This is a genomic window from Microbacterium sp. CnD16-F (genome assembly GCF_024124465.1).
Taxonomy (GTDB): Bacteria; Actinomycetota; Actinomycetes; order Actinomycetales; family Microbacteriaceae; genus Microbacterium; species Microbacterium gawkjiense.
This window is the reverse complement of sequence record NZ_JAMXSA010000001.1, coordinates 21036-47498: the sequence shown is the minus strand read 5'-3', so window position 1 is coordinate 47498 and position 26463 is coordinate 21036. Positions and strand designations below refer to the sequence as shown.

The following is a 26463-nucleotide window of genomic DNA, read 5'->3' as shown; positions in this document are numbered from 1 at the left end:
CCGGTGGGTCAGACGGTCTGCGCCGCGTGACGTCCTTCGGCGATCTCCTCGACGAGCTTGGCGTCGAACGCCGGCAGGTCGTCGGGGGTGCGGCTCGACACGAGGCCGGCGTCGACGACCACCTCCTCGTCCTGCCACGTCGCCCCGGCGTTGACGAGGTCGGTGCGCAGGCTCGGGTAGCTCGTCAGGGTTCGCCCGCCCAGGACGTCGGCCTCCACGAGCAGCCAGGCGGCGTGGCAGATCGCGCCGACCGGCTTGTGCTGCGCGAAGAAGTCGCGCGCGAAGCGGACGGCGGCCGCGTCCAGGCGCAGGTCGTCCGCGTTCACGACACCGCCCGGGAGGACGAGGGCGTCGAAGTCCGCGGCCTCCGCCTCCTCGGTCGTCACATCGACCCGCTGCTCGTGCCCGTTCTTACCGGTGATGCTCCCGGCGTCGGGGGAGACGAGCACGGCGGTGGCGCCGGCATCCGTCACCGCCTGCCAGGGCGAGGTCAGTTCGCTGTCTTCGAATCCGTCGGTCGCGACGAACGCGACACGCTTTCCGCTGAGGGTTCCGTCGGTGCTGCTCATGGCCCGCACGTTACGCCGCGGCCCGCGCCGGTGGCGGGCCCTTGACCGCGGCCCCGCCCGCGTTTATGCGGCGTAGGCTGATCGACATGGCGATGTCGAACCTGCCGACCCCGAACCTGCAGCCCGTCCCCACGACGACCGATGCCGCCGACGAGAAGCCGTCGCTCCAGATCCTCGATCAGGGCGCCGCGTGCTGCGGCGGCGGCAGCTGCAGCATCGACTGACCGCTCCCGCACCGGCGGCGTCAAGGCGCGGCGGGGATCAGTGCGCCGCGGCGGGGAGATCGACATCGCCCTCTGCGGGCTTGCGGACGAACAGGGCGAGGGCGACCGCCGCTGTGGCGACGATCGCACCGACGAGGAACGCCGCGTGGATGCCGTCGGCCTTGGCGATGACCTCGTCGCTGCCCTCGGCGATGGCGCCGGCCGTGACCACGGTCATGATCGCGACGAACACGGCGGTGCCGGCGGCGCCGGCGACCTGCTGCAGCGTGCCCACCGTCGCCGAACCGTAGGGGTAGAACCGGCGGGGGAGCGAGCCGAGCGCGGACGTCATGAGCGGGGTGAACGTGAGTCCGAGCCCCAGGCTCAGCGTGAGGTGCACCGCGATGACGAAGGCGACACCGGTGTCCGGACCGAAGAACGTCATGCCCCACAGGGCCGCGGCGGCCAGCAGCATCCCCGGGATCACGAGGGGGGTCGGTCCGAAGCGGTCGAACGCGTTGCCGACGAACGGCGCCATCGCGCCCATGAGGATGCCGCCGGGGAGCAGCACGAGCCCCACCCCGAGCACGTCCAGGCCGAGGACCTGCTGGAGGTAGATGGGGAGCAGGATGATCGAGCCGAACAGCGCCATGAACACGATGACGACGAGCACGATCGCGAGCGAGAAGGCCGGCGTCTGGAACGTACGGAGATCGAGGAGGGCGCTGTCGGTCTTCTGCAGGTGGAGCTGGCGCAGGACGAAGAGGACGAGGGATGCGGCGCCGACGGCGAGCGGGATCCAGACGGGCACGGGGGTGTGACCGGATGCCGATTCGCCGATCGCGCTGAAGCCGTAGATCAGCCCACCGAAGCCGAAGGCCGACAGGGGCACCGAGAGCAGATCGAAGCGCGCATCGGGTCGCGTCGTGGTGACGTTCTTGACCCACACCGCTCCGAGCGCCAGGGCGAGGAGGGCGATGGGCAGCATGACCCAGAAGATCGCGTGCCAGGTCAGCGTCGACAGGATGACGCCGGAGACGGTCGGGCCGATCGCCGGCGCGACCGCGATGACCACGGAGATGAGACCCATCATCCGTCCGCGGTGCGACGGCGGGACGATGTTGAGGACCGTCGTGAACAGGAGCGGCAGCATGATCGCGGTGCCGCTGGCCTGCACGATGCGGCCCACGAGGAGGAAGCCGAAGCCGGGGGCGAGGGCGGCGATGAGCGTGCCGGCGGCGAACAGGCTCATCGCGGCGAAGAAGACGGAGCGCAGCGGGAAGCGCTCGAGCAGGAAGCCGGTCAACGGGATGACGACAGCCATCGTCAGCAGGAAGCCGGTGGTCAGCCACTGACCCGTGGCGACGGTGATGTCCAGGTCCGCGACGATGTCGGTCAGTGCGACCGACATGGTCGTCTCGTTCAGGATGACGACGAATGCGGCGACGACGAGCAGCGCGATGACCGGACCGGTTCTGGCGGGTCGCGAATCGGTCGGGACGACGGGAGTGGAAGCGGTGTCCGAAAGGGGCACGGGGATCCTTCGAGTGGGCGGGATGCGGCGGAGGTGCCGGGCCCGGGCGAGCCGTTCAGCTTAACGGATGCTGTGAGCCGGGCATTCCCGCGCCGGCGCCGCGACCCCGGCGCGGGGTTATGGTGACGGGATGAGCATGGGCGGACCCGGAGGCGGGCGGGGCGGGTTCCGTGCGGTCGACGAGGAGGCCCAGCGCCGCCGCAACGCGTCGGCCCCCGAGGTCCCCGACCTCGGCCGCCGCGTCGCCGCGCTGTTCCGGCCGTACCGCCGCCGGCTCGCGGTGACGGCGGTCCTCGTCGTCGCGGGTGCGGCGGTCGGCGTCATCCCGCCCCTTCTCGTGCAGCGGATCTTCGACGACGCGCTCTTCCCCGTCGACGGTTCGTCGCCGCGGCTCGGCCTGCTCGGTGTCCTCGTCCTCTCGATGATCGCGCTGTTCGTGCTCGGCGCGGGGCTCGGCATCGCGCAGACGTGGCTCACCTCGACCGTCGGCAACCGCGTCACGGGGGACCTGCGGGTGCGGATGTTCGAGCACCTGCAGGCCATGGACCTCGGCTTCTTCACCCGCACGAAGACGGGCGTCATCCAGTCCCGTCTGCAGAACGACGTCGGCGGCGTCTCGGGCGTGCTCACCAACACGGTGACGAGCATCCTCGGCAACACCGTCACGGTGATCTCGGCGCTCGTCGCGATGGTGCTGATCGACTGGCGGTTGACCCTCATCGCCGTCGTGATGATGCCGATCCTCGTGCTCGTCCAGCGCCGGGTGGGCCAGGTGCGGGCGCGCATCGCGGGGCAGACGCAGGAGTCCCTCTCCGAGCTCAGCGCGATCACGCAGGAGACCCTGAGCGTCTCCGGCATCCTGCTGTCGAAGTCGTTCAACCGCCAGCGCGCAGAGTCCGAGCGGTACGCCGCCGAGAACCGCACGCAGATCGGCCTGCAAGTGCGGCAGGCGATGAGCGGTCAGGGCTTCTTCGCCGTCGTGCAGATCATCATGTCCTCGGTGCCCGCCGTCATCTACCTCGTCGCGGGCCTCTTCATCTCGGGCGACGGCCCCGCGATCACGGCCGGTGCGGTCGTAGCCTTCACGACGGTGCAGGCGCGCCTGCTGATGCCCCTCATGGGCCTCATGCGCGTGGCGCTGGACGTCCAGACCTCGCGCGCCCTGTTCGCCCGCATCTTCGAATACCTCGACCTGCGCCCCGCGATCACGGACCGCCCCGACGCGATCGACGTGACGGCGGCGCCGGGTCCGCTCGGACGGATCGAGTTCCGCGACGTGTCCTTCCGATACCCGGATGCCGGTCCGCAGAGCCCCGCGACGCTCGACGGCGTGTCCTTCGTCGCCGAGCCGGGCCAGCACGTCGCGTTCGTGGGACCGTCTGGGGCCGGCAAGACGACGATCCTCTACCTCGCCCCACGCCTGTACGAGCCGGCGGCGGGCACGGTGCTGTTCGCCGGTGCCGACGTCCGCACCCTCACGCACGCCTCGATCATCGACCGGATCGGGATCGTGTCGCAGGAGACGTACCTCTTCCACGCCTCGATCCGCGACAATCTGCGTTACGCCCGGCCGGAGGCGACGGATGCCGAGATCGAGGCCGCGTGCGTCGCCGCCAACATCCACCACGTCATCGCGGGTTTCGAAGACGGGTACGACACGATCGTGGGCGAGCGCGGGTACCGGCTCTCGGGCGGGGAGAAGCAGCGGATCGCCATCGCGCGCGTGCTGCTCAAGGACCCGCCCGTGCTGCTCCTCGACGAGGCGACCTCGGCGCTCGACACGGTCTCGGAACGCGTCGTGCAGGAGGCGATCGACGAGGCGGCGCGGGGGCGCACCACCCTGTCGATCGCGCACCGGCTCTCGACGGTCGTCGCCGCGGACGTCATCCACGTCGTGAGCGGCGGGCGCATCGTCGAGTCCGGCACGCACGCCGAGCTCCTCGCTCTCGGCGGTCTCTACGCGGAGCTCGCCGCCCAGCAGATCGCGGCGGGGCGCATCGAGGGCGCGGTCTGATCCGCACCGCGCCCGCGCGTCACCAGGCGAGGGCGGCGGCCCGGAGCGCGGCGGAGTCCTCGTCGAGAGGGATGCCGTCGCGCTCGGCGCGCTCGGTGAGTCCACGGGTGAACGCGCCGAGGAGCTTCCGGTAGGCGTCATCGGGGTGGTGTTCGGCGATCCTCACGAGGGCGGGGACGTCCATTCCGAGGATGAGGCGCACCCGTGACCGGGCGGCGGCGGTGCGCCCGGCGGCATCGAGGACCGCGAGGCCGCCGCTCATGCCGTCGAGGTAGTCCTGCAGGACGGGGACCGCGTGACGGAGCTGCGTGATCGAGGTGCCGTCGGCGCGCTCGCGCCAGTGGACGACGACGTCGGGGATCACGTCGATGCCGTGGGCCGCGCTGTAGAGCTGCTGGGCGACGACCTGGTCCTCGTAGGCCTTGTCCTCCGTGAACCGCAGGCCCTCGCGGTGCCACAGGTCCAGGCGGCTCACCTTCGACCACGCGACGATGTTGCCCGAGACGTCGGGGTGTTCCGCCAGGCTCGTGCCGCGCCGGGCGGGGGAGGTCGAGGCGGCGACCCACGGCTGCACGACCCCGGGGGCGTAGCGACCCGCGGCATCCGCTCGCAGTCGGACGTACGCGCCGACGGCGACCTCGCTGCCGGAGGCCTCGAGGCTCCCCACGAGGATCTCGAGCGCGCGAGGGGTCATCACGTCGTCGGCGTCGAAGAAGCCGACGAGCGGGGTGTCGACGAGCTCGAGCGCCTCGTTGCGCGATGCGCCGAGGCCACGGGCCACCTCGTGGCGCACCAGGCGGAAGCGAGGATCCGCCGCCGCGGCGGCCGCGAAGGCCTCGGCCGTCCGGTCCCGCGAGGCATCGTCGACGAGGATCGCGCGGAAGTCGCCGCGGGTCTGTGCGCGGAGGGAGGCGAGGGCTTCGTCCACGAAGGCGCCGACATCGCGGCCGGGCACGATGACGGTGACGGTCGGGGAGCTCATCACCGCGATCGTACCGCCGCGACGGAGGCCGCGACCGCGTCGGCGATCCGGGTCGGGTCGCCCGCGGCGTGGTGGCCGAAACTGAACCGCACGGACGACTGGGCGACCTCGGGGGCGATCCCGAGGGCGACGAGGACGTGCGACGGTTCGTCGCTGCCCGCCGCGCAGGCCGAGCCGCTCGAGGAGACCACGCCGCGGCGTTCGAGTTCGAGGAGCACGGCCTCGCCGCTCACCCCCGCGAACGTGAAGCTCGCGGTGCCGGGGAGGCGACGGGTCGGATGCCCCGTGGGGACCGCTTCGGGGACGAGCGCCTGCACGCGGGCGACAAAGGCGTCCCGGAGGACGGTGACCCGGGCGGCGGCGGCGTCGCGCTCGCGTTCGGCGAGTTCGAGCGCGAGGGCGAACCCGACCGCGCCGGCGACGTTCTGCGTGCCGCTGCGCCGATCGCGTTCCTGACCGCCGCCGTGGAGGACGGGCTCCAGGGGGATGCGGCCCCGTATGGCGAGGACGCCGACCCCCTGGGGTGCGCCGATCTTGTGGCCCGCCAGCGACAGGGCGTCGGCGCCGGTCCCCGACAGCGGGAGCCATCCCGCCGCCTGCACCGCGTCGAGGTGGAAGGGGATGCGGCTGCCCGCCGTGACGGCGGCCAGGGCTGCGGCATCCTGCACCGTGCCGATCTCGTTGTTGGCGTACCCCACCGACACGAGGACCGTGTCGTCCTGCAGCGCGCCGGCGAGGACCGCGGGGTCCAGCACGCCGTGCGGGTCGACCGGTAGGCGGGTCGCCCGTACGCCGTGGACGCGTTCGAGGTGGTCGACCGAGGCGAGGACGGACTCGTGCTCGATCGCGGTGGTGACGACGTGGCCGGGGCGTCCGTGACGCAGGAGGGCGGCGACGGCGACCCCCTTGATCGCGAGGTTGTTCGCCTCCGTCGCCCCGGACGTGAAGACCACGTCCCCCGGACGCATGCCGAGCACCGCGGCCACCCGCCGCCGCGCGTCCTCGAGCGCACCCGCGGCATCCTCCCCGACGGTGTGGTGGCTCGACGGATTGCCGAACCGGTCGCCCAGGAAGGGCAGCATCGCCTCGCGCACCTCGGCGCGCACCGGGCCGGAGGCGGCGTGGTCGAGGTAGAGCACGTCAGGCCTCGTCGATGCGGACGTCGAGCCCCAGGTCGAGCGCGCGCGCCGAATGGGTGAGGGCGCCGACGGAGATGACGTCCACGCCGGTCTCCGCGATCGCGCGGACCGTGTCGAGCGACACGCCGCCCGACGCCTCGACCGTCGCGCGTCCGGCGACCTGGGCGACACCGGTCCGCAGGTCGGCGAGCGAGAAGTTGTCGAGCATGATCGTGCCGATACCGGCGGCGAGCACGGCCTCGATCTGGTCGAGGCGGTCGACCTCCACCTCGAGGTGCGTCGTGTGGGGCAGCCGCGTCTTCGCGTCGCGGAGGGCGTCGGCCACCGACATCCCGGAGCGCACCAGGACGGCGAGGTGGTTGTCCTTGGCCATGACGGCATCCGACAGCGAGTACCGGTGGTTTGCGCCGCCGCCGCTGCGGACCGCGTGGCGTTCGAACGCCCGCAGGCCCGGCGTCGTCTTGCGCGTGTCGGCGATGCGCACACCGGTGCCGGCGACCGCGTCGACGTAACGCGCCGTGAGGGTGGCGACCCCCGACATCCGCTGGGCGAAGTTCAGGCCGATGCGCTCCGCGGTGAGCACCGCGCGGGCGGGCCCGGTGACGACCGCGAGGACGTCGCCGGGGGCGAACCGGGTCCCGTCGGCGGCGCGCACGTCGACGGCCACGCGCGCATCGGTCAGGGCGAAGGCCGCTGCGAAGACCTCACCGCCGCTGAACACGCCGGACTCGCGCGCGACGAGCTCCGCCGTCGCGGTCGCGGATGCCGGGATGAGCGCCTCGCTCGTGAGGTCGCCCCACGGCGCATCCTCGGCGAGGGCGGCGCGGACGGTCGTCTCGATGACGGCGGGGGAGAGCATCAGGCAGCGCCTTCCAGGTCGGTGCGGGCGGTCGGTGCGGCGAGGGCGGCGGGATCGTCGGTGCGCAGGTGGGACCCGACGGATCCGGTGCGTGCGGTCGCCGCGGCGACGACGAGCTGCGCGACCTGCAGAAGGTTCGCGTCCTCGTGAGCGCGGACCGTGGCCGGTGCCGGCGTCTCCGCCCGCCACGCGGCAAGGGTGCGGGCCGCGCGCATCAGCCCCGTGCGGTCGCGGGATACCCCGGCATCCGCCCACATCACGTCCTGCAGTGCACGCCGGGAGAACGGCGGATGCGGGATGCCGGCGGTCGCCGGCTCGACGACGGGCGATGCGGGCGCTCCCGTGGGCACGGGCCAGGGGCGCCCCGCGTCGGTCGCCGCGGCGGTCCCGGCGCGAGCGCCGAACACGGCGCCTTCGAGCAGCGAGTTCGAGGCGAGCCGGTTGGCGCCGTGGACCCCGGTGCGGGCGACCTCGCCGACCGCGTAGAGACCCGGGACGTCGGTGCGGCCGTCGAGATCGGTCACGACCCCGCCCATGAGGTAGTGCGCGGCCGGGGTGACGGGGATCGGCTCGCGGGCCCAATCGAGGCCGCGCGCGCGGACCGCGGCGTCGATCGTCGGGAAGCGCGCCGCGAGGAACGCCGCGCGGCGGTCGGGGTCGCTGCTGTAGAGGCCGGCCGCGTCGAGGAGGACGGGCCGGCCGCCCTGACGCGCCATCGCGGCGGCGATCGCCCGCGTGACGACGTCGCGTGGACCGAGCTCCCCGTCCGGGTGCGCCTCGAGCGCGAAGCGCCGGCCGGCCTCGTCGCGGAGGACGGCGCCCTCGCCGCGGACGGCCTCCGAGACGAGGAACGCCTCGCCGACGGCGAGCACGGTCGGGTGGAACTGCACGAACTCCAGGTCGCGCACCGCGGCGCCGGCGCGCGCCGCCAGCGCGATGCCGTCCCCCGTCGCGACGATCGGGTTCGTGGAGTGTGCGAAGAGCTCGCCCGCTCCGCCCGTGGCGAGGATCACGGCATCCGCCTCGATCCGCTCGCCGCCGTGGAGCTCCACTCCCGCGACCCGACCGTCCTCGCGCACGAGCTCCGTCACGAACGCGTGCTCGCGGACGCTCACCCGGCTCGCACGCACCCGGGCGACCAGAACGCGCTCGATCTCGGCGCCGGTCGCGTCGCCGCCCGCGTGCAGGATGCGGGGGAAGGAGTGCGCGCCCTCGAGCCCGCCCCGCAGGGTTCCCGACTCGTCGCGATCGAAGTCGACACCGGCCGCGATCAGCTCGCGGATGCGGTCGGGACCCTCCTCGACCAGGACGGCGACCGCGCTCGGGTCGGCGAGGCCGGCTCCCGCGACGAGGGTGTCGCGCGCGTGGTCGGCGGTGCGGTCGGCGGGGGCGAGCGCACCGGCGATGCCGCCCTGCGCGTAGCGGGTGTTCGCCTCGGTCAGTGCCGCCTTCGTCACGAGGGTGACCCGGCAGCCGGCGGCCTCGGCGTGCAGGGCCGCGGTGAGGCCCGCGATCCCCGAACCGACGACGACGACCGTGGTCACGGCTTGGCCGCCAGCATCCGCTCGAGCGCGACCCGCGCAGGAACCGCGACGTCCGACGGGACCTGGATGCGGTTGCGCACCTCGCCGGCCACGAGGCCCTCGAGCACCCACGCGAGGTATCCCGGGTGGATGCGGTACATCGTCGAGCACGGGCAGACGACGGGGTCGAGGCAGAAGATCTCGTGCTGCGGGAACTGGGCCGCGAGGCGCTGGACGAGGTTGATCTCCGTGCCGATCGCGAACGTCGTCGGTTCGGTCGCGGCGGCGATGGCCTTGCGGATGTAGTCCGTGGACCCCGCCTCGTCGGCGGCGTCGACGACGTCCATCGGGCACTCGGGGTGGACGATCACGCGGACGCCGGGGTGCTCCGCGCGCGCCTGGGCAATCTGGTCGACGGTGAAACGGCGGTGCACCGAGCAGAACCCGTGCCAGAGGATGACCCGGGCGTCCTCGAGATCGGCCTCGGTCGATCCGCCGAGGGGCTTGCGCGGATTCCACATCGGCATCCGCTCGAGCGGGACCCCCATCGCCTTCGCGGTGTTGCGCCCCAGATGCTGGTCGGGGAAGAAGAGGACCCGCCGGCCGCGGGCGAACGCCCACTCCAGCACCGTGCGGGCGTTCGAGGACGTGCAGACGATTCCGCCGTGACGACCGACGAAGCCCTTGATCGCCGCGGAGGAGTTCATGTAGGTCACCGGGACGACGGGGAGCAGCCCCTCGGCATCCGGCGTGTCCATGTCGCCGTAGACGTCGGCGAGCTGCTCCCAGCACTCCTCGACCTGGTCGATGTCGGCCATGTCGGCCATCGAGCAGCCCGCGGCCAGGTTCGGGAGGATGACCGACTGCTCGGGACGGGAGAGTAGGTCGGCGGTCTCGGCCATGAAGTGGACGCCGCAGAAGACGATCGCCTCCGCCTCGGGGTGTTCGAGGGCGGCGTTGGCCAGCTGGAACGAGTCGCCGACGTAGTCCGCGTGGGTGACGACCTCTTCGCGCTGGTAGAAGTGCCCGAGCACCACGACGCGGTCGCCGAGCGTCGCCTTGGCGGCGACGATCCGTGCGGCGAGCTCCTCCTCGCCGGCCTCGCGGTACTCGGCGGGGAGCTCGCCCTGGCGAGGAGCCCCGGTCGGGATGACGTCGCCCATCGACGAGCCCGGCCCGTACCCGGGGCGGGTGTCGAAGGTCCAGGGGCCTGCGGCGAGGTCGGTGGTGCAGGTCTCGGTCGTCAGCTCTCCGGCGACGATCGCCTGGATCTCGTGGTCGACGCTGGGATCCACGGGCCTGGGGTCCACGGGGCGGGGCTGGAGGGTGACGGGGGTGGCGCTCATGTCGGTTCGGGTCCTTCACTGCGGGAGCGGGCCGCGATCGGCCAGCTCGACGTCCTGGTTGTAGCGGTACAGCCGCGCGGGCCGGTGGCTGCCCGTGCGGAAGTCGTCGGTAGGGATGAGGGTGCCCGACCCCTCGACCTGCCGCCGGAAGTTGGCGGGGTCGAGCCGGCGACCGAGGATCGCCTCGTACACCTCGCGCAGTTCGGCGAGGGTGAACCGGTCGGGCAGGAAGCCGTGCGCGATGCGGCTGTAGCCCACCTTGTTGCGCAGGCGCCAGAGGGCGTAGTCGACGATGTGGTTGTGGTCGAACGCGAGCGCCGGAAGGGCGGTCGCGTCGAACCACGCCACGTTGTGCTGCTCGGTCGCCCGGGCGATGTCCTCGCGGACGAGCGCCCAGTAGACGATCGACACGACGCGCCCGGGGGAGCGGCCGACGTCGCCGAACGCGTAGAGCTGCTCGAGGTAGCTGGGCGCGAGACCCGTCGTCTCGGCGAGGGTGCGCGACGCGGTGGCCTCGAGGTTCTCCGCGGGATCGACCCAGCCGCCCGGAAGCGCCCACTGACCCTCGTGGGGATCGCGGGTGCGTCGCACGAGGGGGAGCTCGATGCGCGCGTCGTCGGCCTCGCGCCGCAACCGGAAGATGACGGTCGAGACGGCGACGCCGATGGAGGGAGGGGAGGTTGTTCTTGTCATAGTGACCTTAACTGCCGACGTCGATCTTAGAGTCGACATGACCAGAACCGCAACACGAACCGATTTCCCAGCAGCGGCGGCCTACGCTGATCGGGAGGAACCGCCGGCTCTCCCGGGCGGACTCGTCAAGGGAGGCCCGCCGTGCTCGTCGTCGACATCATCGTCGTGCTCGTGCTCATCGCCGCGCTGTTCGGCGGACTCCTGCGGGGTCTCGTGGCCACCGCCGGCACGCTCGTCGGCATCGTTCTCGGCGCCGTCGTCGCCGTGTGGCTCACCCCCGTCATCGCGCCCGCCTTCACGGGCTGGGAGTACCGCAGCCTCGTGCTGGCGATCATCGCCCTCGGCATCGTGGCCCTCCTCGCCGCGCTCGGGACGGCCGTCGGCAGACGCCTCCGCCGCGGCGTCGACCGCGCGCGGCTCGCCCCGCTCGACCGCATCCTCGGCGGCGTCGTGAACACCGCCGCGGCCGCCGTCGTGCTGCTGCTCACGAGCGGCGCGATCGTCGGCTCCGGGATGCCGGTGGTCGCCCCCGCCGTCGCTTCGTCCCGCGTCCTGGGCGCCCTCGACGCCCTCACCCCGCCGGCGGTGGATTCCGCGCTCGCCGAGTTCCGCGGCTTCATCGTCGACGAGGGCATCCCGCGCGTCGGGGAGCTCCTGGCGCCCGAGGTGGAGCCGACGGCGCCCCCCGTCTCGCTGGACGATCCCGCGCTCGAGCGGGCCGCGGCATCCGTCGCCCGCATCAGCGGCAACGCCTACGCGTGCGGTGCGTCGCTCACCGGGTCGGGGTTCGTCGCCGCGCCCGATCTCGTCGTCACGAACGCCCACGTCGTCGCCGGTGTCGACGAGCCGCTGGTCGAACTGCCGGGACGGGATGCCGAGGAGGGCCGCATCGTCTACTTCGACCCCATCGACGACCTCGCCGTCATCAGCGTCGACGGCCTCGACGCGGCACCGCTCGAGATCGTCGACCCGGTCGCGGCGGGGACCCCCGTCGCGGTCCAGGGCTACCCGCTGGGCGGTCCCTTCACGAGCAGTGCCGCCTACGTCCTCTCGGTCGGCAGCGCCGTCGTCTCCGACATCTACGAGGACAGCTCGCAGCCGCGCGAGATCTACGCCCTCGAGGCGAACGTGCGTCCGGGCAACTCGGGCGGTCCCCTCCTCACCGAGGACGGCGAGGTGGCGGGTGTGGTCTTCGCCCGCGGCCAGGATGACGCGACCCGCGGGTACGCCATGACGACCGCCGAACTGCGCCCCGCGCTCCAGGTCTCGCCGGGCGACGCGACCGTCTCCTCCGGCGCCTGCACGACGGACTGACCGGGCCGTATCGGCGCGGCGGGCCCCGGTGATAGGCTCGCGCTCACAACCGCACACCGGACCATCGCGTCTGCTCGGGAGAAGCCCTCGTGGCTGCCGAAGGAGCAATCCCTCCCCGGAATCTCTCAGGCCCCCGTACCGAGCCGACATGGTCACTCTGAAAAGCGGCACCCTCGTGGTGCCCGCCGACGGGGCAAGCGGGCATCGCCCGCGAAATCTCTCAGGCCGATGACAGAGGGGGAGGAACTCACCCGCATCCCGCTGCGCCGTCAGGAGTTCCGTTGTTCCCCTCACCTCACCCCTCCGCCGGGTCGACACGATGTCCCTGAGCATCGGCGTCTTCGACCTGTTCACCGTGGGCATCGGGCCGTCGAGCTCGCACACGGTGGGTCCGATGCGCGCGGCCGCCGACTTCGTCTCGCGCATCGACGCGGACCGCGCCGCGCGGGTGCGGGAAGACCTGTACGGCTCTCTCGCGGCGACGGGACGTGGCCACGGCACGCTGACCGCCGTGCTGCTGGGACTCGAGGGGCTGCAGCCGGAGGAGGTCCTCCCGGCCGAAGTCGAGGAGCGCACTGCCGCGATCGCCGAGGCGCGTCGCGTCCGGCTGGGCGGCACGGGCGACGTGCCGCTGTGCGAGGACGACATCGTCCTGCACCCGCTGACAATCCTGCCCGCGCACACGAACGGACTGCGGCTGCAGGCGTGGGACGAGGACGATGTGCTCCTCGACGAGGCCGTCTACTACTCGATCGGCGGCGGGTTCATCGTCCGCGACGGCGAGGCTGCCGGCACGGCGGATGCGGCGCCCGTGCCGTTCCCGTTCGAGACGGCGGCGGAGCTCCTGGCCCACTGCGAGCGCGAGGGCTTTTCGATGGCCGAGGTCCAGCGGCGCAACGAGCGGGTCTCCCGCACCGACGACGACATCGTCTCCGGCATCCTCCACCTCGCCGACGTCATGGTCGACAGCGTCGCCTCCGGGGCGGCGCGCGAGGGGATGCTGCCGGGCGGCCTGCGCGTGCCGCGGCGGGCTCCGGCCTGGCACGCGCGCCTGCGGCGCGACGACCCGACCGGCGACGATCCCGCGCTCTGGCAGGAATGGGTCAACTTCGTGGCCCTCGCCGTCAACGAGGAGAACGCGTCCGGCGGACGGATCGTCACGGCCCCCACGAACGGCGCGGCGGGCATCATCCCCGCCGTGCTCCACTACGCGACCCACTACGCCGCGCCGGCGCGCCCCCGCGAAGAGGTCGTCGTGCCGTTCCTGCTGACGGCCGCCGCGATCGGCGTCCTCTACAAGGCGCGCGCCTCGATCTCGGGCGCCGAGGTCGGCTGCCAGGGGGAGGTCGGGTCCGCGTCGTCGATGGCGGCTGCCGGACTCGCCGAGGTCCTCGGCGGAACGCCCCGGCAGGTCGAGAACGCCGCCGAGATCGCAATGGAGCACAACCTCGGCCTCACGTGCGACCCGATCGGCGGTCTCGTGCAGATCCCGTGCATCGAACGTAACGCGATCGCCGCGGCGAAGGCGATCAACGCCGCCAAGATGGCGCTGTGGGGCGACGGCACCCACCGCGTGTCGCTCGACGAGGTCATCGTGACCATGCGCGAGACGGGGCGGGACATGAGCAGCAAGTACAAGGAGACGGCGCTCGGCGGCCTCGCGGTCAGCGTCGTGGAATGTTGAGCGGAGACGGCATGACCGAGACCACGACCGAGCCGCGGCGATCGCCGCTGCACGAGCTGCACGAGCGGCTCGGCGCGTCCTTCACCGACTTCGGCGGCTGGCTCATGCCCGTCCGCTACACGTCGGACCTCGCCGAGCACCACGCGGTGCGCCGTGCGGCGGGGATCTTCGACATCTCGCACATGGCCGAGTTCCGCATCGAAGGGACGGATGCCGCGGCGTTCCTCGACCGCGCGTTGGCCGGCCGCCTGTCGACGATGAAGGTCGGCAAGGCGAAGTACTCCCTCGTCCTCGCCGCCGACGGCGGCATCGTCGACGACGTCATCGTGTACCGCATCGCCGACGGCGAGTTCCTCGTCATCTCCAACGCCGGCAATCGCGCCGAGGTCGCGGCCGCGTTCGCCGCCGTCGCGGCGGGCGACACGCGCATCGACGACATCACCGACCGGATGTCGCTCATCGCCGTGCAGGGCCCGGCGGCCCGCGGCATCCTCGAGTCGACCGCGGGCGTCGAGGGCGTCGAACCGGCGCTCGCGGACATGACCTACTACTCGTGGGCGCGGGGCTCGTTCCAGGGCCGCAGCCTGTTCGTCGCGCGCACCGGGTACACCGGTGAGGACGGCTTCGAGCTCATGGTGCCGAACGAGGTCGCCGAGGGCCTGTGGGAGGCCGTCACCGACGCAGGCCGCGACGCGGGGCTCGTCCCCGCCGGGCTCGCCGCGCGCGACACGCTCCGCCTCGAAGCGGGGATGCCGCTCTACGGCCACGAGCTCTCGCGCGACATCGTGCCGGCACAGGCGGGGCTCGGCCGCGTCGTCGCCGCCGACAAGGAGGACTTCGTCGGCAGGGACGGCCTCGCCGCCCGCGACCTCGGCGAGGCGCCCGTCCTCGTCGGGCTCGTCGCCGACGGCCGCCGCGCCGGCCGTGCCGGCTACGCCGTGCTCGCGGGCGACGACATCGTCGGCGAGATCACCTCGGGAGCCCTCAGCCCGACCCTCGGCCATCCCGTCGCGATGGCCCTCGTCCACCCCTCGGCATCCGCTGAGGGCACCGCCCTGACCATCGACGTCCGGGGGACCCGCATCCCCGCGACCGTCACCGCCCTGCCCTTCTACCGGAGACAGAAATGACCGACCTGACCGCCCTGTCCTACACCGCCGAGCACGAGTGGATCGCCTTCGACGGCGACGTCGCGACCGTCGGGATCACCGACTACGCCGCCGAGAAGCTCGGTGACGTCGTCTTCGTCGAGCTGCCCGCCGTCGGCACGACCGTCACCGCGGGCGAGACCTGCGGCGAGATCGAGTCGACGAAGTCGGTGGGCGAGCTCTACGCCCCGCTGACCGGCGAGGTCGTCGAGATCAACGACGCCGTCGTGGACGACCCGTCCTCGGTCAACGCCGGCGCGTTCGACGCGTGGCTCGTCAAGATCCGCGTGGACGGCGCGCCCACGGGCGACCTCCTCGACCGCGACGCCTACGTCGCGCTGACGGGCGGCGAGGCGTGAGCTCGGCCTTCCGCGATCGCCACATCGGCACCGACTCGGCCGCGCAGGCCGAGATGCTCCGTGTCCTCGGGCGTCCGTCCGTCGACGACCTCATGGGCACCGCCGTCCCCGACGCGATCCAGGTCGCCGAGCGCGAGAGCATCATCCCGCCCGCCGCGACCGAGGCCGAGGCCCTCGCCGAGCTCCGCGACCTCGCGTCGCAGAACCGCTCGGCGCGAGCGATGATCGGCCTCGGCTACTACGACACGCTGACGCCGTCCGTCATCCAGCGGAACGTCCTGGAGAACCCGTCCTGGTACACGGCGTACACCCCCTACCAGCCCGAAATCTCGCAGGGCCGGCTCGAGGCGCTCATCAACTTCCAGACGATGGTGACCGACCTCACCGGGCTCGCGACGGCGAACGCGTCGATGCTCGACGAGTCGACCGCCGTCGTCGAGGGGATGCTGGTGGCCCGCCGGGCCTCGAAGTCCGCATCGAACGTGTTCCTCGTCGACGCGGACGCCCTGCCGCAGACCAAGGCGCTGCTGCACCACCGCGCGGCCGCCGTCGGCGTCGAGATCGTCGAGACCGATTTCGCGGAGGTCCCCGAGGCCTTCGGTGCGTTCGTCCAGTACCCGGGCGCGACCGGGCGGGTCTGGGATCCCTCCGAGATCATCGCCGCCGTGCAGGCGCACAAGGGTCTCGTCGTCGTCGCGGCCGACCTGCTCGCTCTGACGCTGCTGCGTTCGCCCGGCTCGATGGGCGCCGACGTCGCCGTCGGCACGACGCAGCGCTTCGGCGTGCCGATGGGCTTCGGCGGTCCGCACGCCGGGTACATGGCGGTGCGCGCGGGGCTCGAGCGTCAGCTGCCCGGCCGTCTCGTCGGCGTGTCGATGGATGCGTCGGGAGCGCCGGCGTACCGACTCTCGCTGCAGACCCGCGAGCAGCACATCCGCCGCGAGAAGGCGACCTCCAACATCTGCACCGCGCAGGTGCTGCTGGCCGTCATGGCGTCGATGTACGCCGTCTACCACGGCCCCGACGGGCTGAAGCGGATCGCCGAGGAGACGACCGCCAAGGCGTCGCTGCTGCGCGACTGGCTCGTCCAGGCCGGCGCCGACGTGCTCCACGACGCCTTCTTCGACACCCTCGTGGTCCGCACTCCGGGCGGCGCTGAGGACGTCATCGCCGATGCGCGTCGCCGGGGCTACCAGCTCTGGTTCCGCGACAGCGATTCGGTCGGGGTCTCCGTCGACGAGACGACGACCGTCGCCGACCTGCAGGCCGTGGCATCCGTCTTCGGCGTCGACTCGTCGAAGGTGTTCGTGCCGCTGCGCGACCGGAACGCCCACCTGCCGGAGGCGCTCCGCCGCACGGACGACTATCTGACGCATCCGGTGTTCACGACGCACCGGTCCGAGACCGCCATGATGCGCTACCTCAAGCAGCTCGCCGACCGCGACTACGCGCTCGACCGCGGAATGATCCCGCTCGGCTCGTGCACGATGAAGCTCAACGCGGCGACCGAGATGGCGGCCGTCTCATGGCCCGAGTTCGCCCGGGTGCACCCGTTCGCCCCGGCGGACGACGTCGCCGGCTACCTCGTCATGATCGAGCAGCTCGAGGCGTGGCTGGCGGAGGTCACCGGGTACGACGCGGTCTCGCTGCAGCCGAACGCCGGCTCGCAGGGCGAACTCGCGGGCCTGCTCGCCATCCGCGGCTACCACCACTCCCGCGGCGACGTGCACCGGGACGTCTGCCTCATCCCGTCGTCCGCGCACGGCACCAATGCGGCATCCGCCGTCCTCGCCGGGATGCGGGTCGTCGTCGTCGCGTGCGACGAGGCCGGCAACGTCGACCTGGCCGATCTGCGCGCCAAGGTGGCCGCGCACGCCGACAACCTCGCCGCGCTCATGATCACCTACCCGTCGACGCACGGCGTCTACGAGCACGACGTCATGGACATCACCGGCGCCGTCCACGCCGCCGGCGGTCAGGTGTACGTCGACGGCGCGAACCTCAACGCGCTGCTCGGGTTCGCCCGCTTCGGCGATCTCGGCGGCGACGTCTCGCACCTGAACCTGCACAAGACGTTCGCCATCCCGCACGGCGGCGGCGGGCCCGGCGTCGGTCCGGTGGCGGCGAAGGCGCACCTCGCGCCGTTCCTGCCCTCGCACCCGATGGCGCAGCGCGCCGAGCACGCCGGCGGACACGTCTTCGACGGCGGTCCGGTGTCGGCGGCGCCCTACGGGTCGGCATCCATCCTGCCGATCTCGTGGGCGTACGTGCGCATGATGGGCGCCGAGGGGCTCCGGCAGGCGACCGCCGCGGCGGTGCTGGCGGCGAACTACGTCGCGCGGCGGCTCGAGGGGCACTACCCGGTGCTGTACGCGGGGGAGGGCGGACTCGTCGCGCACGAGTGCATCCTCGACCTGCGCCCGCTCAAGAAGGCCACCGGCATCACGGTCGATGACGTCGCCAAGCGGCTCATCGACTACGGCTTCCACGCGCCGACGATGTCGTTCCCGGTGGCGGGAACGCTCATGGTCGAGCCGACCGAGTCCGAGGACCTCGCCGAGCTCGACCGGTTCGTCGAGGCCATGATCGCGATCCGGGCCGAAGCGGATGCGGTGGCCGCGGGGGAGTGGCCGGCGAACGACAACCCGCTGGTGAACGCGCCGCACTCGGCGGCATCCGTCATCACCAGCGAGTGGGCGCACCCGTACCCGCGCGAGACCGCCGTGTACCCCGTGCCCGGCATCGTGCGCACCAAGTACTGGCCGCCCGTCCGTCGCATCGACAACGCCTACGGCGACCGCAACCTCGTCTGCGCCTGCCCGCCGATCGAGGCCTTCGCCTGACCCCCGCGCCCATTTCCGCGAGACTGCACACGGCCGTCGAGACAGCGGGTTCAGACCCCGATCTCGGCGCGCGTGTGCAGTCTCGCGGCGGGGTGGCGAGAGCCGAGGGCGGTCCGGGCGGTCGCGAGGCGGTACGCGTCGGGAAGCGCGACGCGCGTGACGCCCGCGCCGCGCAGGATGCCGTCCAGCGCATCGGGGTCGGCGACATCGGACCATCCCCAGTGCACGACCGATCGGATGCCTCTTGACCGAAGGCGGTGGTCCCGCTCGCGGCGCGCGCGCAACAACGACCCGGGGTCGCCGAATCGGCCGTCGTACTTCAGGTCGCCGTCCGCCTCGCCGGCGACTCCCGCTCCCGGCCACCAGAAGTCGGTGCGGTCGGTCGCGCCCTGCCCGCTCCACTCGGTCTGCAGCTCGGGTTCCTCGTAGCCGAGCAGCTCGATGATCGCCCGGCTCGCGGACTCGAGCGTCGACTCCGCATCCGCGCGGGCACGATGCAGGGGCCACCGGGCGATGCGGCGCCCCCGCGAACTCGGTCGATGCTCGTTCTGTTCGACGAGCGACTCGACGGATGCCGCCGGGTCCAGCCGCAGCGCGGCGTCCGCCGCGATGAGCCCCACCACCACGTGCCGAGCCCGCGCGAGGTCGACGGCGCAGTCCGCGGGTGCGACCGCGGCGAACCCGCCCAGGTCGACGACGTCCCGCGCTCCCGTCGTCGTGTGCATCCGGAGGCCGGCGTGCAGGCGCGAGGTGCGGGTCGGGTCGCCGAGAGCGTGGACCACGCCGGGGTCGCCGAGCACCGGCATCCCCCAGATCGCCGCGGCCGACTCGTGGCTCAGCACCAGCCCCGGGTGCGTGAGGAGTGTCGCGTGGATGCGCGCGAGGTACCTGTCCCACGGAGCGAGCCGTCGCCACAACCCCGCCGGCGCGTACACCCCGCGCACGACGGACACGAGCTCGCCGCGAGCCGCGACGCGCGCGGCGTGCGGAACGTCCCGCGCCCGCAGGAGCGGCACGGGGCAGGCGACGGGCGCGGGACGGACGAAGGGCAGGGGGCGGGCGATCGCGGGCATACCCCTGATGCTCCAGACCCGCCCCCGGCACCGCCCCTCTTGCGCTCCACCCCGTGGACACCCCGCCCGCCGCGCCCGCGGTGGAGGAACCGCCCCGCCTCACCGATCCCCCCCCGGGACTGCACCCGACGCGCGAGACAGCTGCGCCGCGCCGCCGTCTCGGCCCGCCCGTGCAGTCTCGCGGAAAAAAGACCCAGGCCCGGGATGCCGCGCGTCAGCCGCCGGGCGGGCCGAACACCCCGGGCCACCACGCGGCGGCGAGCGGGTACCCGACGAAGGCGATGATGTCGATGAGCACGTGCGCGACGACGAGCGGCATGACGCGGCCCCAGCGGGAGTACACCCAGCCGAACACGACGCCCATGGCCATGTTGCCGATCAGGGGACCGAACCCCTGGTATGCGTGGTAACAGCCGCGCAGCACCGCGGTGGACAGGATGATCGTCCAGGTGTTCCAGCCGAGCAGGCGCAGGCGGTCGAACAGGTAGCCGACCATGATGACCTCCTCGAGCAGCCCCGCCCGGAGGGCGGCGAGCAGCAGCAGGGGCACGGTCCACCAGGACGAGTCCAGCGGCGAGGCATCCACCTGCACGGTGATCCCGAGTTCGCGCCCGACGGCGTAGAGCACGAGGCCCGGGACGCCGATCACGAGCACGAGCAGCACGCCGCCGCCGAGGCCCCGGCCGAATCGCTCGAACGTCAGGCCGATCTTCGCGAAGCCCGACCGGGCGGGCTCCCAGAGCAGGTAGATCGCGAGCGCGACCGGGGCGAAACCGAACAGCGCCGACAGGAACTGCGAGATGACATCCCACACCTCCGACGGCGCGGCGCCCGGGTTGAGCGAGGTCTGCTGGTCACTCAGGGGTGCACGGGCCAGCGCCTCGATCAGCGAGAGCACGGAGTACACCGCGGAGCGCCCCAGCGAGAGCGAGAGGACGATGACGATCTCCCACCACAGGCGTGCCCGCCGCCGCGGAGAGGAATCCGTGGGGAGGTCCGTGAACGCTGCCATCCGGTCAGAATGGCACGACTTCGTATGAGTGGGATGCCGGTGGGCCCACCGATCAGACTGCTTCATCGACGGCTTCTCAAGTAAAGGCTGTGTAACGGTCTTGTGGGAGATTTGTCGCATTGCGCTCAAGCTGCTTAGTGTGCTTCTCATCACGCCTGGGTCGCGAAGCCTCGACCCGGGCTTTCATTAGGTCTCATGGAGGACACTTTGAAGCGCAACAAGATCGGCGTCGCGGGCCTCGCCCTGCTCGGCGCCACCAGCCTGGTTCTCGCCGGCTGCGCCAGCTCCGGCGGCGGCACCGGTACCGAGACCGAGGGCACCGGCGGTTCGACGGATGCGGTCATCACGACCAACGGGTCCGAGCCCCAGAACCCGCTCATCCCCACCAACACCAACGAGACCGGTGGTGGCAAGGTCGTCGACTCGATCTTCGCGGGGCTCATCTCCTACGAGGCCGACGGCTCGGTCGTCAACGACGTCGCTGAAGAGATCACCACGGACTCGCCCACGCAGCTCACCGTCAAGATCCGCAAGGGCCTGACGTTCACGAACGGTGAAGAGGTCACGGCCGACAACTTCATCAAGGCGTGGAACTACGGCGCCCTGCTGTCGAACGCACAGAACGCCTCGTACTTCTTCGAGGACATCGAGGGCTTCAGCTACGAGGAGGACTCGGAGCTGACCGGTCTGAAGCAGGTCGACGACCACACCTTCACCATCACGCTGAACAAGCCGGCATCCGACTTCGCGCAGCGTCTCGGTTACTCGGCGTTCTTCCCGCTCCCCGACGTCGCGTTCGAGGACATGAAGGCGTTCGGCGAGAACCCGATCGGCAACGGCCCGTACAAGCTGGCCGAGGAGGGCGCGTGGCAGCACGACGTCCGCATCGACCTGGTCCCGAACGAGGACTACGACGGTCCTCGCAAGGCGAAGAACGGCGGTCTCGACATCGTCTTCTACGCGACGCAGGACGCCGCGTACCAGGACCTTCAGGCCGGCAACCTCGACGTGCTCGACGCCATCCCGGACAGCGCGCTCGAGACCTACGAGTCCGACCTCGACGGCCGCGCGGTCAACCAGCCCGCCGCCATCTTCCAGTCGCTGACGATCCCCGAGTGGCTCGACGGTTTCCAGACCGATGAAGAGGGCAAGCTGCGCCGCGCCGCGATCTCGCACGCGATCAACCGCGACCAGATCACCGACGTCATCTTCAAGGGCACCCGCACCCCCGCCAAGGACTTCACCTCGCCCGTCATCGACGGCTGGAGCGACTCGGTCCCCGGCAATGAGGTCCTGGAGTACGACCCCGAGCTCGCCAAGGAGCTGTGGGACCAGGCCAACGCGATTCAGCCCTACAGCGGCGAGGACTTCACGATCGCCTACAACGCCGACGGTGGCCACCAGACCTGGGTCGACGCGGTCGCGAACTCGATCTCGGGCACGCTCGGCATCACCGCGGTGGGCCAGCCCTTCCCGGACTTCGCGAGCTACCTCGACGCCCGTGACAACGAGAAGGTCGGTGCGTTCCGCGCCGGTTGGCAGGCCGACTACCCCGGTCTGTACAACTTCCTCGGCCCGCTCTACGCGACCGGGGCCGGCTCGAACGACGGCAAGTACTCGGACAAGGCGTTCGACGACCTGCTGGCCAAGGGCATCAGCGAGACGGACGAGGCCGCGCGCAACGCGACCCTTCTCGAGGCGCAGTCGGTCCTGTTCGAGGACCTCCCGGCCCTCCCGCTGTGGTATTCCAACGTGAACGGCGGCTGGGCCGACGGCGTCCAGAACGTCGAGTTCGGCTGGAACTCGGTGCCGCTCTACTACGAGATCACCAAGTAACCCGCACACAGCATCACCTCGCACGAGGCGGTGACGGTCACCCGTCACCGCCTCGTGGCGTGACCCGCCTGTCTCACTGTTCTCACAGGGGGCGGGCGGAGGATGGATGAACAGGGGCGCCGCAGAGCGGGGCCCTTCTTCGTGCGTCAGCACTGATACGTCTTTTCCCTGAAAGGGGGCCGAGGGTGGCCTATTACATCCTCCGACGGATCCTTCAGGTCATTCCGGTCTTCATCGGCGCGACCCTGTTGATCTACTACATGGTCTTCGGACTCCCGGGCGACCCGATCGCCGCACTGTTCGGCGACAAGCAGCCGCCGCAGGCGGTCATCGACGCGATCCGCGACCAGTACAAGTTGAACGAGCCGTTCATCGTCCAGTACGCGAACTACCTCGGCGGCGTCCTCCGCCTCGACTTCGGGAACACCTTCTCCGGTCAGAGCGTCAACGACGTCCTCGCGCGGACCATCCCGGTCACCATGCGCCTGGCCATCATGTCCGTCGCGATCGCCTTCGTGCTCGCCCTGGTCATCGGTGCGCTGTCTGCGGTGTGGAAGGGCTCGATCTTCGACAACGGCGCCCTCGTGACGGCGCTGATCTTCATCGCCATCCCGATCTTCGTCCTCTGCTTCCTCGCGCAGTACTTCCTGGGCGTGCAGCTCGGCTGGTTCAAGCCGACCGTCGGCGGTCAGAACGACTGGGGCGACCTGTGGCTGCCCGCGATCGTCCTCGGTCTCAGCATCTACGCGTCGAGCATGCGTCTTACGCGTGCGTCCATGATCGAGTCGCTCGGGCAGGACTGGGTCCGCACCGCCTACTCGAAGGGCCTGCCGCGTCGCCGGGTCATCCCCGTCCATGTGCTCCGCAACTCGATGATCCCCATGGTGACCGACACGGCGACCCAGTTCGGTGTCCTCATGGTCGGCGCCACCGTGACGGAGGGCATCTTCAACGTCCCCGGCGTCGGCAACACCCTCTTCAACGCGATCATCCGCCACGAGACCCCGACGGTCGTCTCCTTCGTCACGATCTTCGTCGTCATCTACGTGCTGGTGAACCTGGCCGTCGACCTCCTGTACGGCCTGCTCGACCCGAGGATCCGCTATGTCAAGTAATTCCACGCACTATGTGGCGCCGACCCGCACCGAGACGGTGGTGGTCGACCAGCTGCGCCTGTCCGAGAAGAAGAGCAACCTCTGGCTGGATGCCTGGCGCGACCTGCGTCGCCGTCCGACGTTCTGGATCTCGATCGCCTTCTCGCTGCTGATCGTCGTCATGGCGGTCGCGCCGAACCTCTTCACCTCCGTCGCCCCGTCGGGCGGCGCGTGCGACCTCGCGAAGAGCAACGGCGGACCGGAGGCGGGCCACCCCTTGGGGTTCACCTACCTCGGCTGCGACATCTGGTCGCGCGTCGTCCACGGCACGGGGGTGTCGATGTCGGTGGGTGTCCTGGCGACCGTGATCTCGACGGTCATCGGTCTCATCATGGGCACCCTGGCCGGCTTCTACGGCGGATTCCTCGACTCGCTGCTCTCGCGCGTCGGTGACGTCTTCTTCACGATCCCCTACATCGTTGCGGCGGTCGTGGTCATGTCGGTCCTCGCCGAGTACAAGAACGTCTTCGTCCTCGCGCTCGCGATCGGTGGATTCTCGTGGGCGAGCACGGCTCGCATTGCACGCGCCGAGGTCCTCCGGGTGAAGCAGTCCGACTACGTGACGGCATCCATCTCCATCGGTCTGTCGCGCTTCCGGACACTGCTCAGCCACGTCATCCCGAACGCGATGGCTCCCGTGATCGTCGTCACGACGCTCGGCCTCGGCACCGCGATCGTCGCGGAGGCGACCCTGTCCTTCCTCGGTGTCGGCCTCGGCGGTGTGTCGTGGGGTGCGGATATCAGCCAGGCGCAGTCCTCCATCCGCACGGCGCCGTTCGCCCTGCTGTGGCCGTCGCTCGCTCTGACGATCTCGGTCCTCGCCTTCATCACCCTCGGCGAGCTCCTGCGTGACGCCGTCGACCCGAAGTCGAGGGCCCAGCGATGAGCGCCACCGAGAACCCGTCGAGCCGCGCTTCGCTGCGCGGCAGCCACAAGGAGAGCGTCGTGTCGCAACCCCTTCTCCAGATCCGCGACCTGAAGGTCGCCTTCTCGAACGGCAAGAAGGAGCGCCAGGTCCTCCACGGGGTCGACCTCGACGTCTTCGCGGGAGAGACCGTCGCCATCGTCGGCGAGTCCGGTTCGGGTAAGTCGACGACGGCCGCTGCCGTCATCGACCTGCTCCCCGGCACCGGCAAGGTGACGAGCGGATCGATCATGCTCGGCGGCGTCGACCTGACGAAGGCGAGCCGTCGCGACATGGAGTCGATCCGCGGTCGCGACATCGGCTACGTCCCGCAGGACCCGATGTCGAACCTCAACCCGGTCTGGTCGATCGGCTTCCAGGTCGAGGAGGCCGTGCGCGCCAACGGTCTCGCCTCCAGCCGCAGGCAGGCGCGTCAGCGCGCGATCGAGGTGCTCAAGCAGGCCGGGCTCGCCGATGCGGAACGGCGCATGCACCAGTTCCCGCATCAGTTCTCGGGTGGGATGCGGCAGCGCGCCCTCATCGGCATCGGTCTCGCGGCCGACCCGAAGCTCCTGATCGCCGACGAGCCCACCAGCGCGCTCGACGTGACGGTGCAGCGGGTCATCCTCGATCACCTCGCCTCTCTCACCCGTGAGAAGGGCACCTCCGTCCTCTTCATCACGCACGACCTCGGACTCGCGGCGGAGCGCGCCGACCGGATCGTCGTGATGAACCAGGGTGAGATCGTCGAAGCGGGGCCGAGCCGCGTCATCCTCGAGAACCCCCAGCACCCCTACACCCAGCGGTTGGTGGCCGCCGCCCCGAGCCTTGCGTCGCAGCGCATCCAGGCTGTCGCCGAACGGCGCGGCGTGGAGCACCACGACGAGGTCGTCGATGCGAAGCCCGTCGTGGAGGTGCGCGATCTCGTCAAGGAGTACAAGATCCGCTCGGGCGGCTTCCGCAGCGAGCCGTTCCGCGCGGTGGACGGTGTCTCCTTCCAGATCCCGCGGGGTAAGACGCTCGCCCTCGTCGGGGAGTCGGGGTCGGGCAAGTCGACCGTGGCGAAGATGGTGCTCCAGCTCGAGCAGCCGACGAGCGGCGCCGTGATCGTCGACGGTGCCGACACCTCGGGCATGAACCGCAAGGAGGTCTTCGCCCTCCGCAGTCGCATGCAGCCGGTCTTCCAGGACCCGTACGGGTCGCTCGACCCGCTCCGCAGCATCGGTGCGCTGATCGCCGAGCCGCTTCGTGTGCACGGCGTGGGTGACGAGAAGTCCCGACGCGACCGCGTCTTCGAGCTGCTCGAGCAGGTGTCGCTTCCGCGCGAGGTCGCATGGCGCTACCCGAACGAGCTCTCGGGCGGTCAGCGTCAGCGCATCGCGATCGCGCGAGCCCTCGCCCTGAAGCCGTCGATCGTCGTCCTCGACGAGGCGGTGTCGGCGCTCGACGTGCTCGTGCAGGACCAGATCCTGCGCCTGCTGGCGGAGCTGCAGTCCGAGCTCGACCTGACCTACCTGTTCATCACCCACGACCTCGCCGTCGTCCGGGTCGCGGCGGACCTCGTGTGCGTCATGGAGCAGGGCCGTGTCGTCGAGCAGGGCACGGTGGACGAGATCTTCGCCTCGCCGACGCAGGAGTACACCCGGCGTCTCCTCGACGCGATCCCCGGTGCGGACATCCCGCTCGGGGGGCGTGCGTGACGAACCACACCGAGGGCGGGGGAGGCGAGCGCGATGCTCGCTTCCTCCGCCCTCGGGTGTTCCGCGCCTCCTCGACCCTCTTGTCCTTCTGGGTGGTCGTCGCGATGCTCGCCTTCTTCCTAGGGGATGCGGCGGTGCGGGGGAGCTGGCTCTTCCTGGCGAAGTGGACCGCCCCGCTCCTGCTGATCGGCTGGGGGGCGTGGCTGCTCTTCTGGCGGTCGCAGGTGCGTGCCGACCGTGACGGCACCGTGGTGATCAACGCGCTACGCATCCACGATCTGCCGTGGTCTTCGGTCGAGGAGGTCGTGCAGTCCGCGCAGCTGCGTGTCGTCCTCGTCGGCGGCCGGCGCATCGACTGCTGGGGCGGACCGTTCCCCCCGCGCCGACGGATGACGCGGACGCCCGAGCCGTCGGCGGATGCGGCGCTGGTCATGGAAGCGCTGCGCGAGGCGGCGACGCCCTCCGAGCGTGTCGCGACCTCGCACTGGGACGTCCCCGCGCTCCTCGTGGGAGTCGCCCTCGCGGCCCTCACGATCGCCTCTGTGACACTTGTGCATCCGTGAAGTAAAGATCG

The 26463-nt window shown here is 71.3% G+C and carries 22 protein-coding genes and 2 riboswitches; of the genes, 12 read left to right on the top strand and 10 right to left on the bottom strand.

Annotation, left to right across the window (positions count from 1 at the left end):
* Nucleotides 1-8: 8 nt before the first annotated feature.
* A complete protein-coding gene (locus NH287_RS00220; RefSeq protein ID WP_253033987.1) occupies nucleotides 9-569 on the bottom strand; it encodes a type 1 glutamine amidotransferase domain-containing protein in 561 nt (186 codons plus the stop codon).
* 86 nt (nucleotides 570-655) lie between these two features.
* Between NH287_RS00220 and NH287_RS00215 the strand changes: the two genes are divergently transcribed.
* Nucleotides 656-793 carry a hypothetical protein gene (locus tag NH287_RS00215; protein ID WP_217530317.1) on the top strand — a complete coding sequence of 46 codons (138 nt, stop codon included), beginning with the start codon at nucleotides 656-658 and terminating at the stop codon, nucleotides 791-793.
* A 37-nt stretch (nucleotides 794-830) separates the two neighbouring features.
* Here the strand turns inward: NH287_RS00215 and NH287_RS00210 are convergent, their stop codons facing one another.
* Complete coding sequence (locus NH287_RS00210) at nucleotides 831-2306, bottom strand: MDR family MFS transporter (RefSeq protein WP_253033986.1); 1476 nt, start codon at nucleotides 2304-2306, stop codon at nucleotides 831-833.
* Between the two features lie 136 nt (nucleotides 2307-2442).
* On the opposite strand from NH287_RS00210, the gene NH287_RS00205 reads away from it, so the two are divergent.
* Nucleotides 2443-4320 carry an ABC transporter ATP-binding protein gene (locus NH287_RS00205; protein ID WP_374209345.1) on the top strand — a complete coding sequence of 626 codons (1878 nt, stop codon included), beginning with the start codon at nucleotides 2443-2445 and terminating at the stop codon, nucleotides 4318-4320.
* Nucleotides 4321-4339: 19 nt separating this feature from the next.
* Here the strand turns inward: NH287_RS00205 and NH287_RS00200 are convergent, their stop codons facing one another.
* The 6 genes from NH287_RS00200 to NH287_RS00175 are packed head-to-tail and all read right to left on the bottom strand — an operon-like array spanning nucleotide 4340 to nucleotide 10862.
* Nucleotides 4340-5302, bottom strand: a complete 963-nt coding sequence (locus tag NH287_RS00200) for a glycosyltransferase family 2 protein (RefSeq protein WP_253033984.1) — start codon at nucleotides 5300-5302, stop codon at nucleotides 4340-4342.
* Nucleotides 5302-6441, bottom strand: a complete 1140-nt coding sequence (locus NH287_RS00195; protein WP_253033983.1) for a cysteine desulfurase family protein — start codon at nucleotides 6439-6441, stop codon at nucleotides 5302-5304. Before NH287_RS00195 ends, NH287_RS00200 begins: the two co-directional genes overlap by 1 nt.
* A gap of 1 nt (nucleotide 6442) precedes the next feature.
* Nucleotides 6443-7300 (bottom strand): carboxylating nicotinate-nucleotide diphosphorylase, encoded by an 858-nt coding sequence (gene nadC, locus NH287_RS00190; protein WP_253033982.1) that lies wholly within the window; start codon nucleotides 7298-7300, stop codon nucleotides 6443-6445.
* Nucleotides 7300-8844 (bottom strand): L-aspartate oxidase, encoded by a 1545-nt coding sequence (nadB, locus tag NH287_RS00185; protein WP_253033981.1) that lies wholly within the window; start codon nucleotides 8842-8844, stop codon nucleotides 7300-7302. Before nadB ends, nadC begins: the two co-directional genes overlap by 1 nt.
* A complete protein-coding gene (gene nadA, locus NH287_RS00180) occupies nucleotides 8841-10169 on the bottom strand; it encodes a quinolinate synthase NadA (RefSeq protein ID WP_253033980.1) in 1329 nt (442 codons plus the stop codon). The genes nadB and nadA overlap by 4 nt, the downstream gene beginning before the upstream one ends.
* A gap of 15 nt (nucleotides 10170-10184) precedes the next feature.
* Complete coding sequence (locus tag NH287_RS00175; RefSeq protein WP_253033979.1) at nucleotides 10185-10862, bottom strand: NUDIX domain-containing protein; 678 nt, start codon at nucleotides 10860-10862, stop codon at nucleotides 10185-10187.
* Between the two features lie 141 nt (nucleotides 10863-11003).
* Here NH287_RS00175 and NH287_RS00170 point away from each other — a divergent pair, with 141 nt between their 5' ends.
* The 5 genes from NH287_RS00170 to gcvP all read left to right on the top strand — a co-directional run bounded on the left by NH287_RS00170 (nucleotide 11004) and on the right by gcvP (nucleotide 18210).
* The gene (locus tag NH287_RS00170; protein WP_253033978.1) at nucleotides 11004-12176 is read left to right on the top strand and encodes a MarP family serine protease; all 1173 of its coding nucleotides are present in this window, start codon (nucleotides 11004-11006) and stop codon (nucleotides 12174-12176) included.
* A gap of 65 nt (nucleotides 12177-12241) precedes the next feature.
* Nucleotides 12242-12327: riboswitch (glycine riboswitch) on the top strand.
* Nucleotides 12328-12421: riboswitch (glycine riboswitch) on the top strand.
* Between the two features lie 74 nt (nucleotides 12422-12495).
* The gene (locus tag NH287_RS00165) at nucleotides 12496-13860 is read left to right on the top strand and encodes an L-serine ammonia-lyase (RefSeq protein ID WP_253033977.1); all 1365 of its coding nucleotides are present in this window, start codon (nucleotides 12496-12498) and stop codon (nucleotides 13858-13860) included.
* 11 nt (nucleotides 13861-13871) lie between these two features.
* Entirely contained in the window at nucleotides 13872-14990 is a 1119-nt protein-coding gene (gcvT, locus tag NH287_RS00160) for a glycine cleavage system aminomethyltransferase GcvT (protein WP_253033976.1), read from the top strand.
* Complete coding sequence (gene gcvH / locus NH287_RS00155; protein ID WP_064001792.1) at nucleotides 14987-15367, top strand: glycine cleavage system protein GcvH; 381 nt, start codon at nucleotides 14987-14989, stop codon at nucleotides 15365-15367. Before gcvT ends, gcvH begins: the two co-directional genes overlap by 4 nt.
* 53 nt (nucleotides 15368-15420) lie before the next feature.
* Entirely contained in the window at nucleotides 15421-18210 is a 2790-nt protein-coding gene (gene gcvP / locus NH287_RS00150) for an aminomethyl-transferring glycine dehydrogenase (RefSeq protein WP_374209344.1), read from the top strand.
* Between the two features lie 50 nt (nucleotides 18211-18260).
* On the opposite strand, the gene NH287_RS00145 is transcribed toward gcvP, so the two are convergent.
* Together NH287_RS00145 and NH287_RS00140 are read right to left on the bottom strand one after the other, a co-directional pair.
* The gene (locus NH287_RS00145) at nucleotides 18261-19283 is read right to left on the bottom strand and encodes a hypothetical protein (RefSeq protein WP_253033974.1); all 1023 of its coding nucleotides are present in this window, start codon (nucleotides 19281-19283) and stop codon (nucleotides 18261-18263) included.
* A 214-nt stretch (nucleotides 19284-19497) separates the two neighbouring features.
* Nucleotides 19498-20295, bottom strand: a complete 798-nt coding sequence (locus NH287_RS00140; RefSeq protein ID WP_253033973.1) for a CPBP family intramembrane glutamic endopeptidase — start codon at nucleotides 20293-20295, stop codon at nucleotides 19498-19500.
* Nucleotides 20296-20490: 195 nt separating this feature from the next.
* On the opposite strand from NH287_RS00140, the gene NH287_RS00135 reads away from it, so the two are divergent.
* The 5 genes from NH287_RS00135 to NH287_RS00115 all read left to right on the top strand — a co-directional run bounded on the left by NH287_RS00135 (nucleotide 20491) and on the right by NH287_RS00115 (nucleotide 26452).
* Nucleotides 20491-22131, top strand: coding sequence for an ABC transporter substrate-binding protein (locus NH287_RS00135; RefSeq protein ID WP_253033972.1), 1641 nt, complete (start codon nucleotides 20491-20493; stop codon nucleotides 22129-22131).
* Nucleotides 22132-22316: 185 nt separating this feature from the next.
* Nucleotides 22317-23246: an ABC transporter permease gene (locus NH287_RS00130; protein ID WP_251580251.1), complete on the top strand. Its 930-nt coding sequence runs from the start codon at nucleotides 22317-22319 to the stop codon at nucleotides 23244-23246.
* Complete coding sequence (locus tag NH287_RS00125) at nucleotides 23236-24171, top strand: ABC transporter permease (protein ID WP_253033971.1); 936 nt, start codon at nucleotides 23236-23238, stop codon at nucleotides 24169-24171. Before NH287_RS00130 ends, NH287_RS00125 begins: the two co-directional genes overlap by 11 nt.
* Nucleotides 24168-25889, top strand: a complete 1722-nt coding sequence (locus NH287_RS00120; protein WP_253033970.1) for an ABC transporter ATP-binding protein — start codon at nucleotides 24168-24170, stop codon at nucleotides 25887-25889. Before NH287_RS00125 ends, NH287_RS00120 begins: the two co-directional genes overlap by 4 nt.
* On the top strand, nucleotides 25886-26452 hold the full coding sequence (locus tag NH287_RS00115) for a hypothetical protein (RefSeq protein ID WP_253033969.1): 567 nt from the start codon (nucleotides 25886-25888) through the stop codon (nucleotides 26450-26452). The genes NH287_RS00120 and NH287_RS00115 overlap by 4 nt, the downstream gene beginning before the upstream one ends.
* Nucleotides 26453-26463 lie beyond the last annotated feature (11 nt).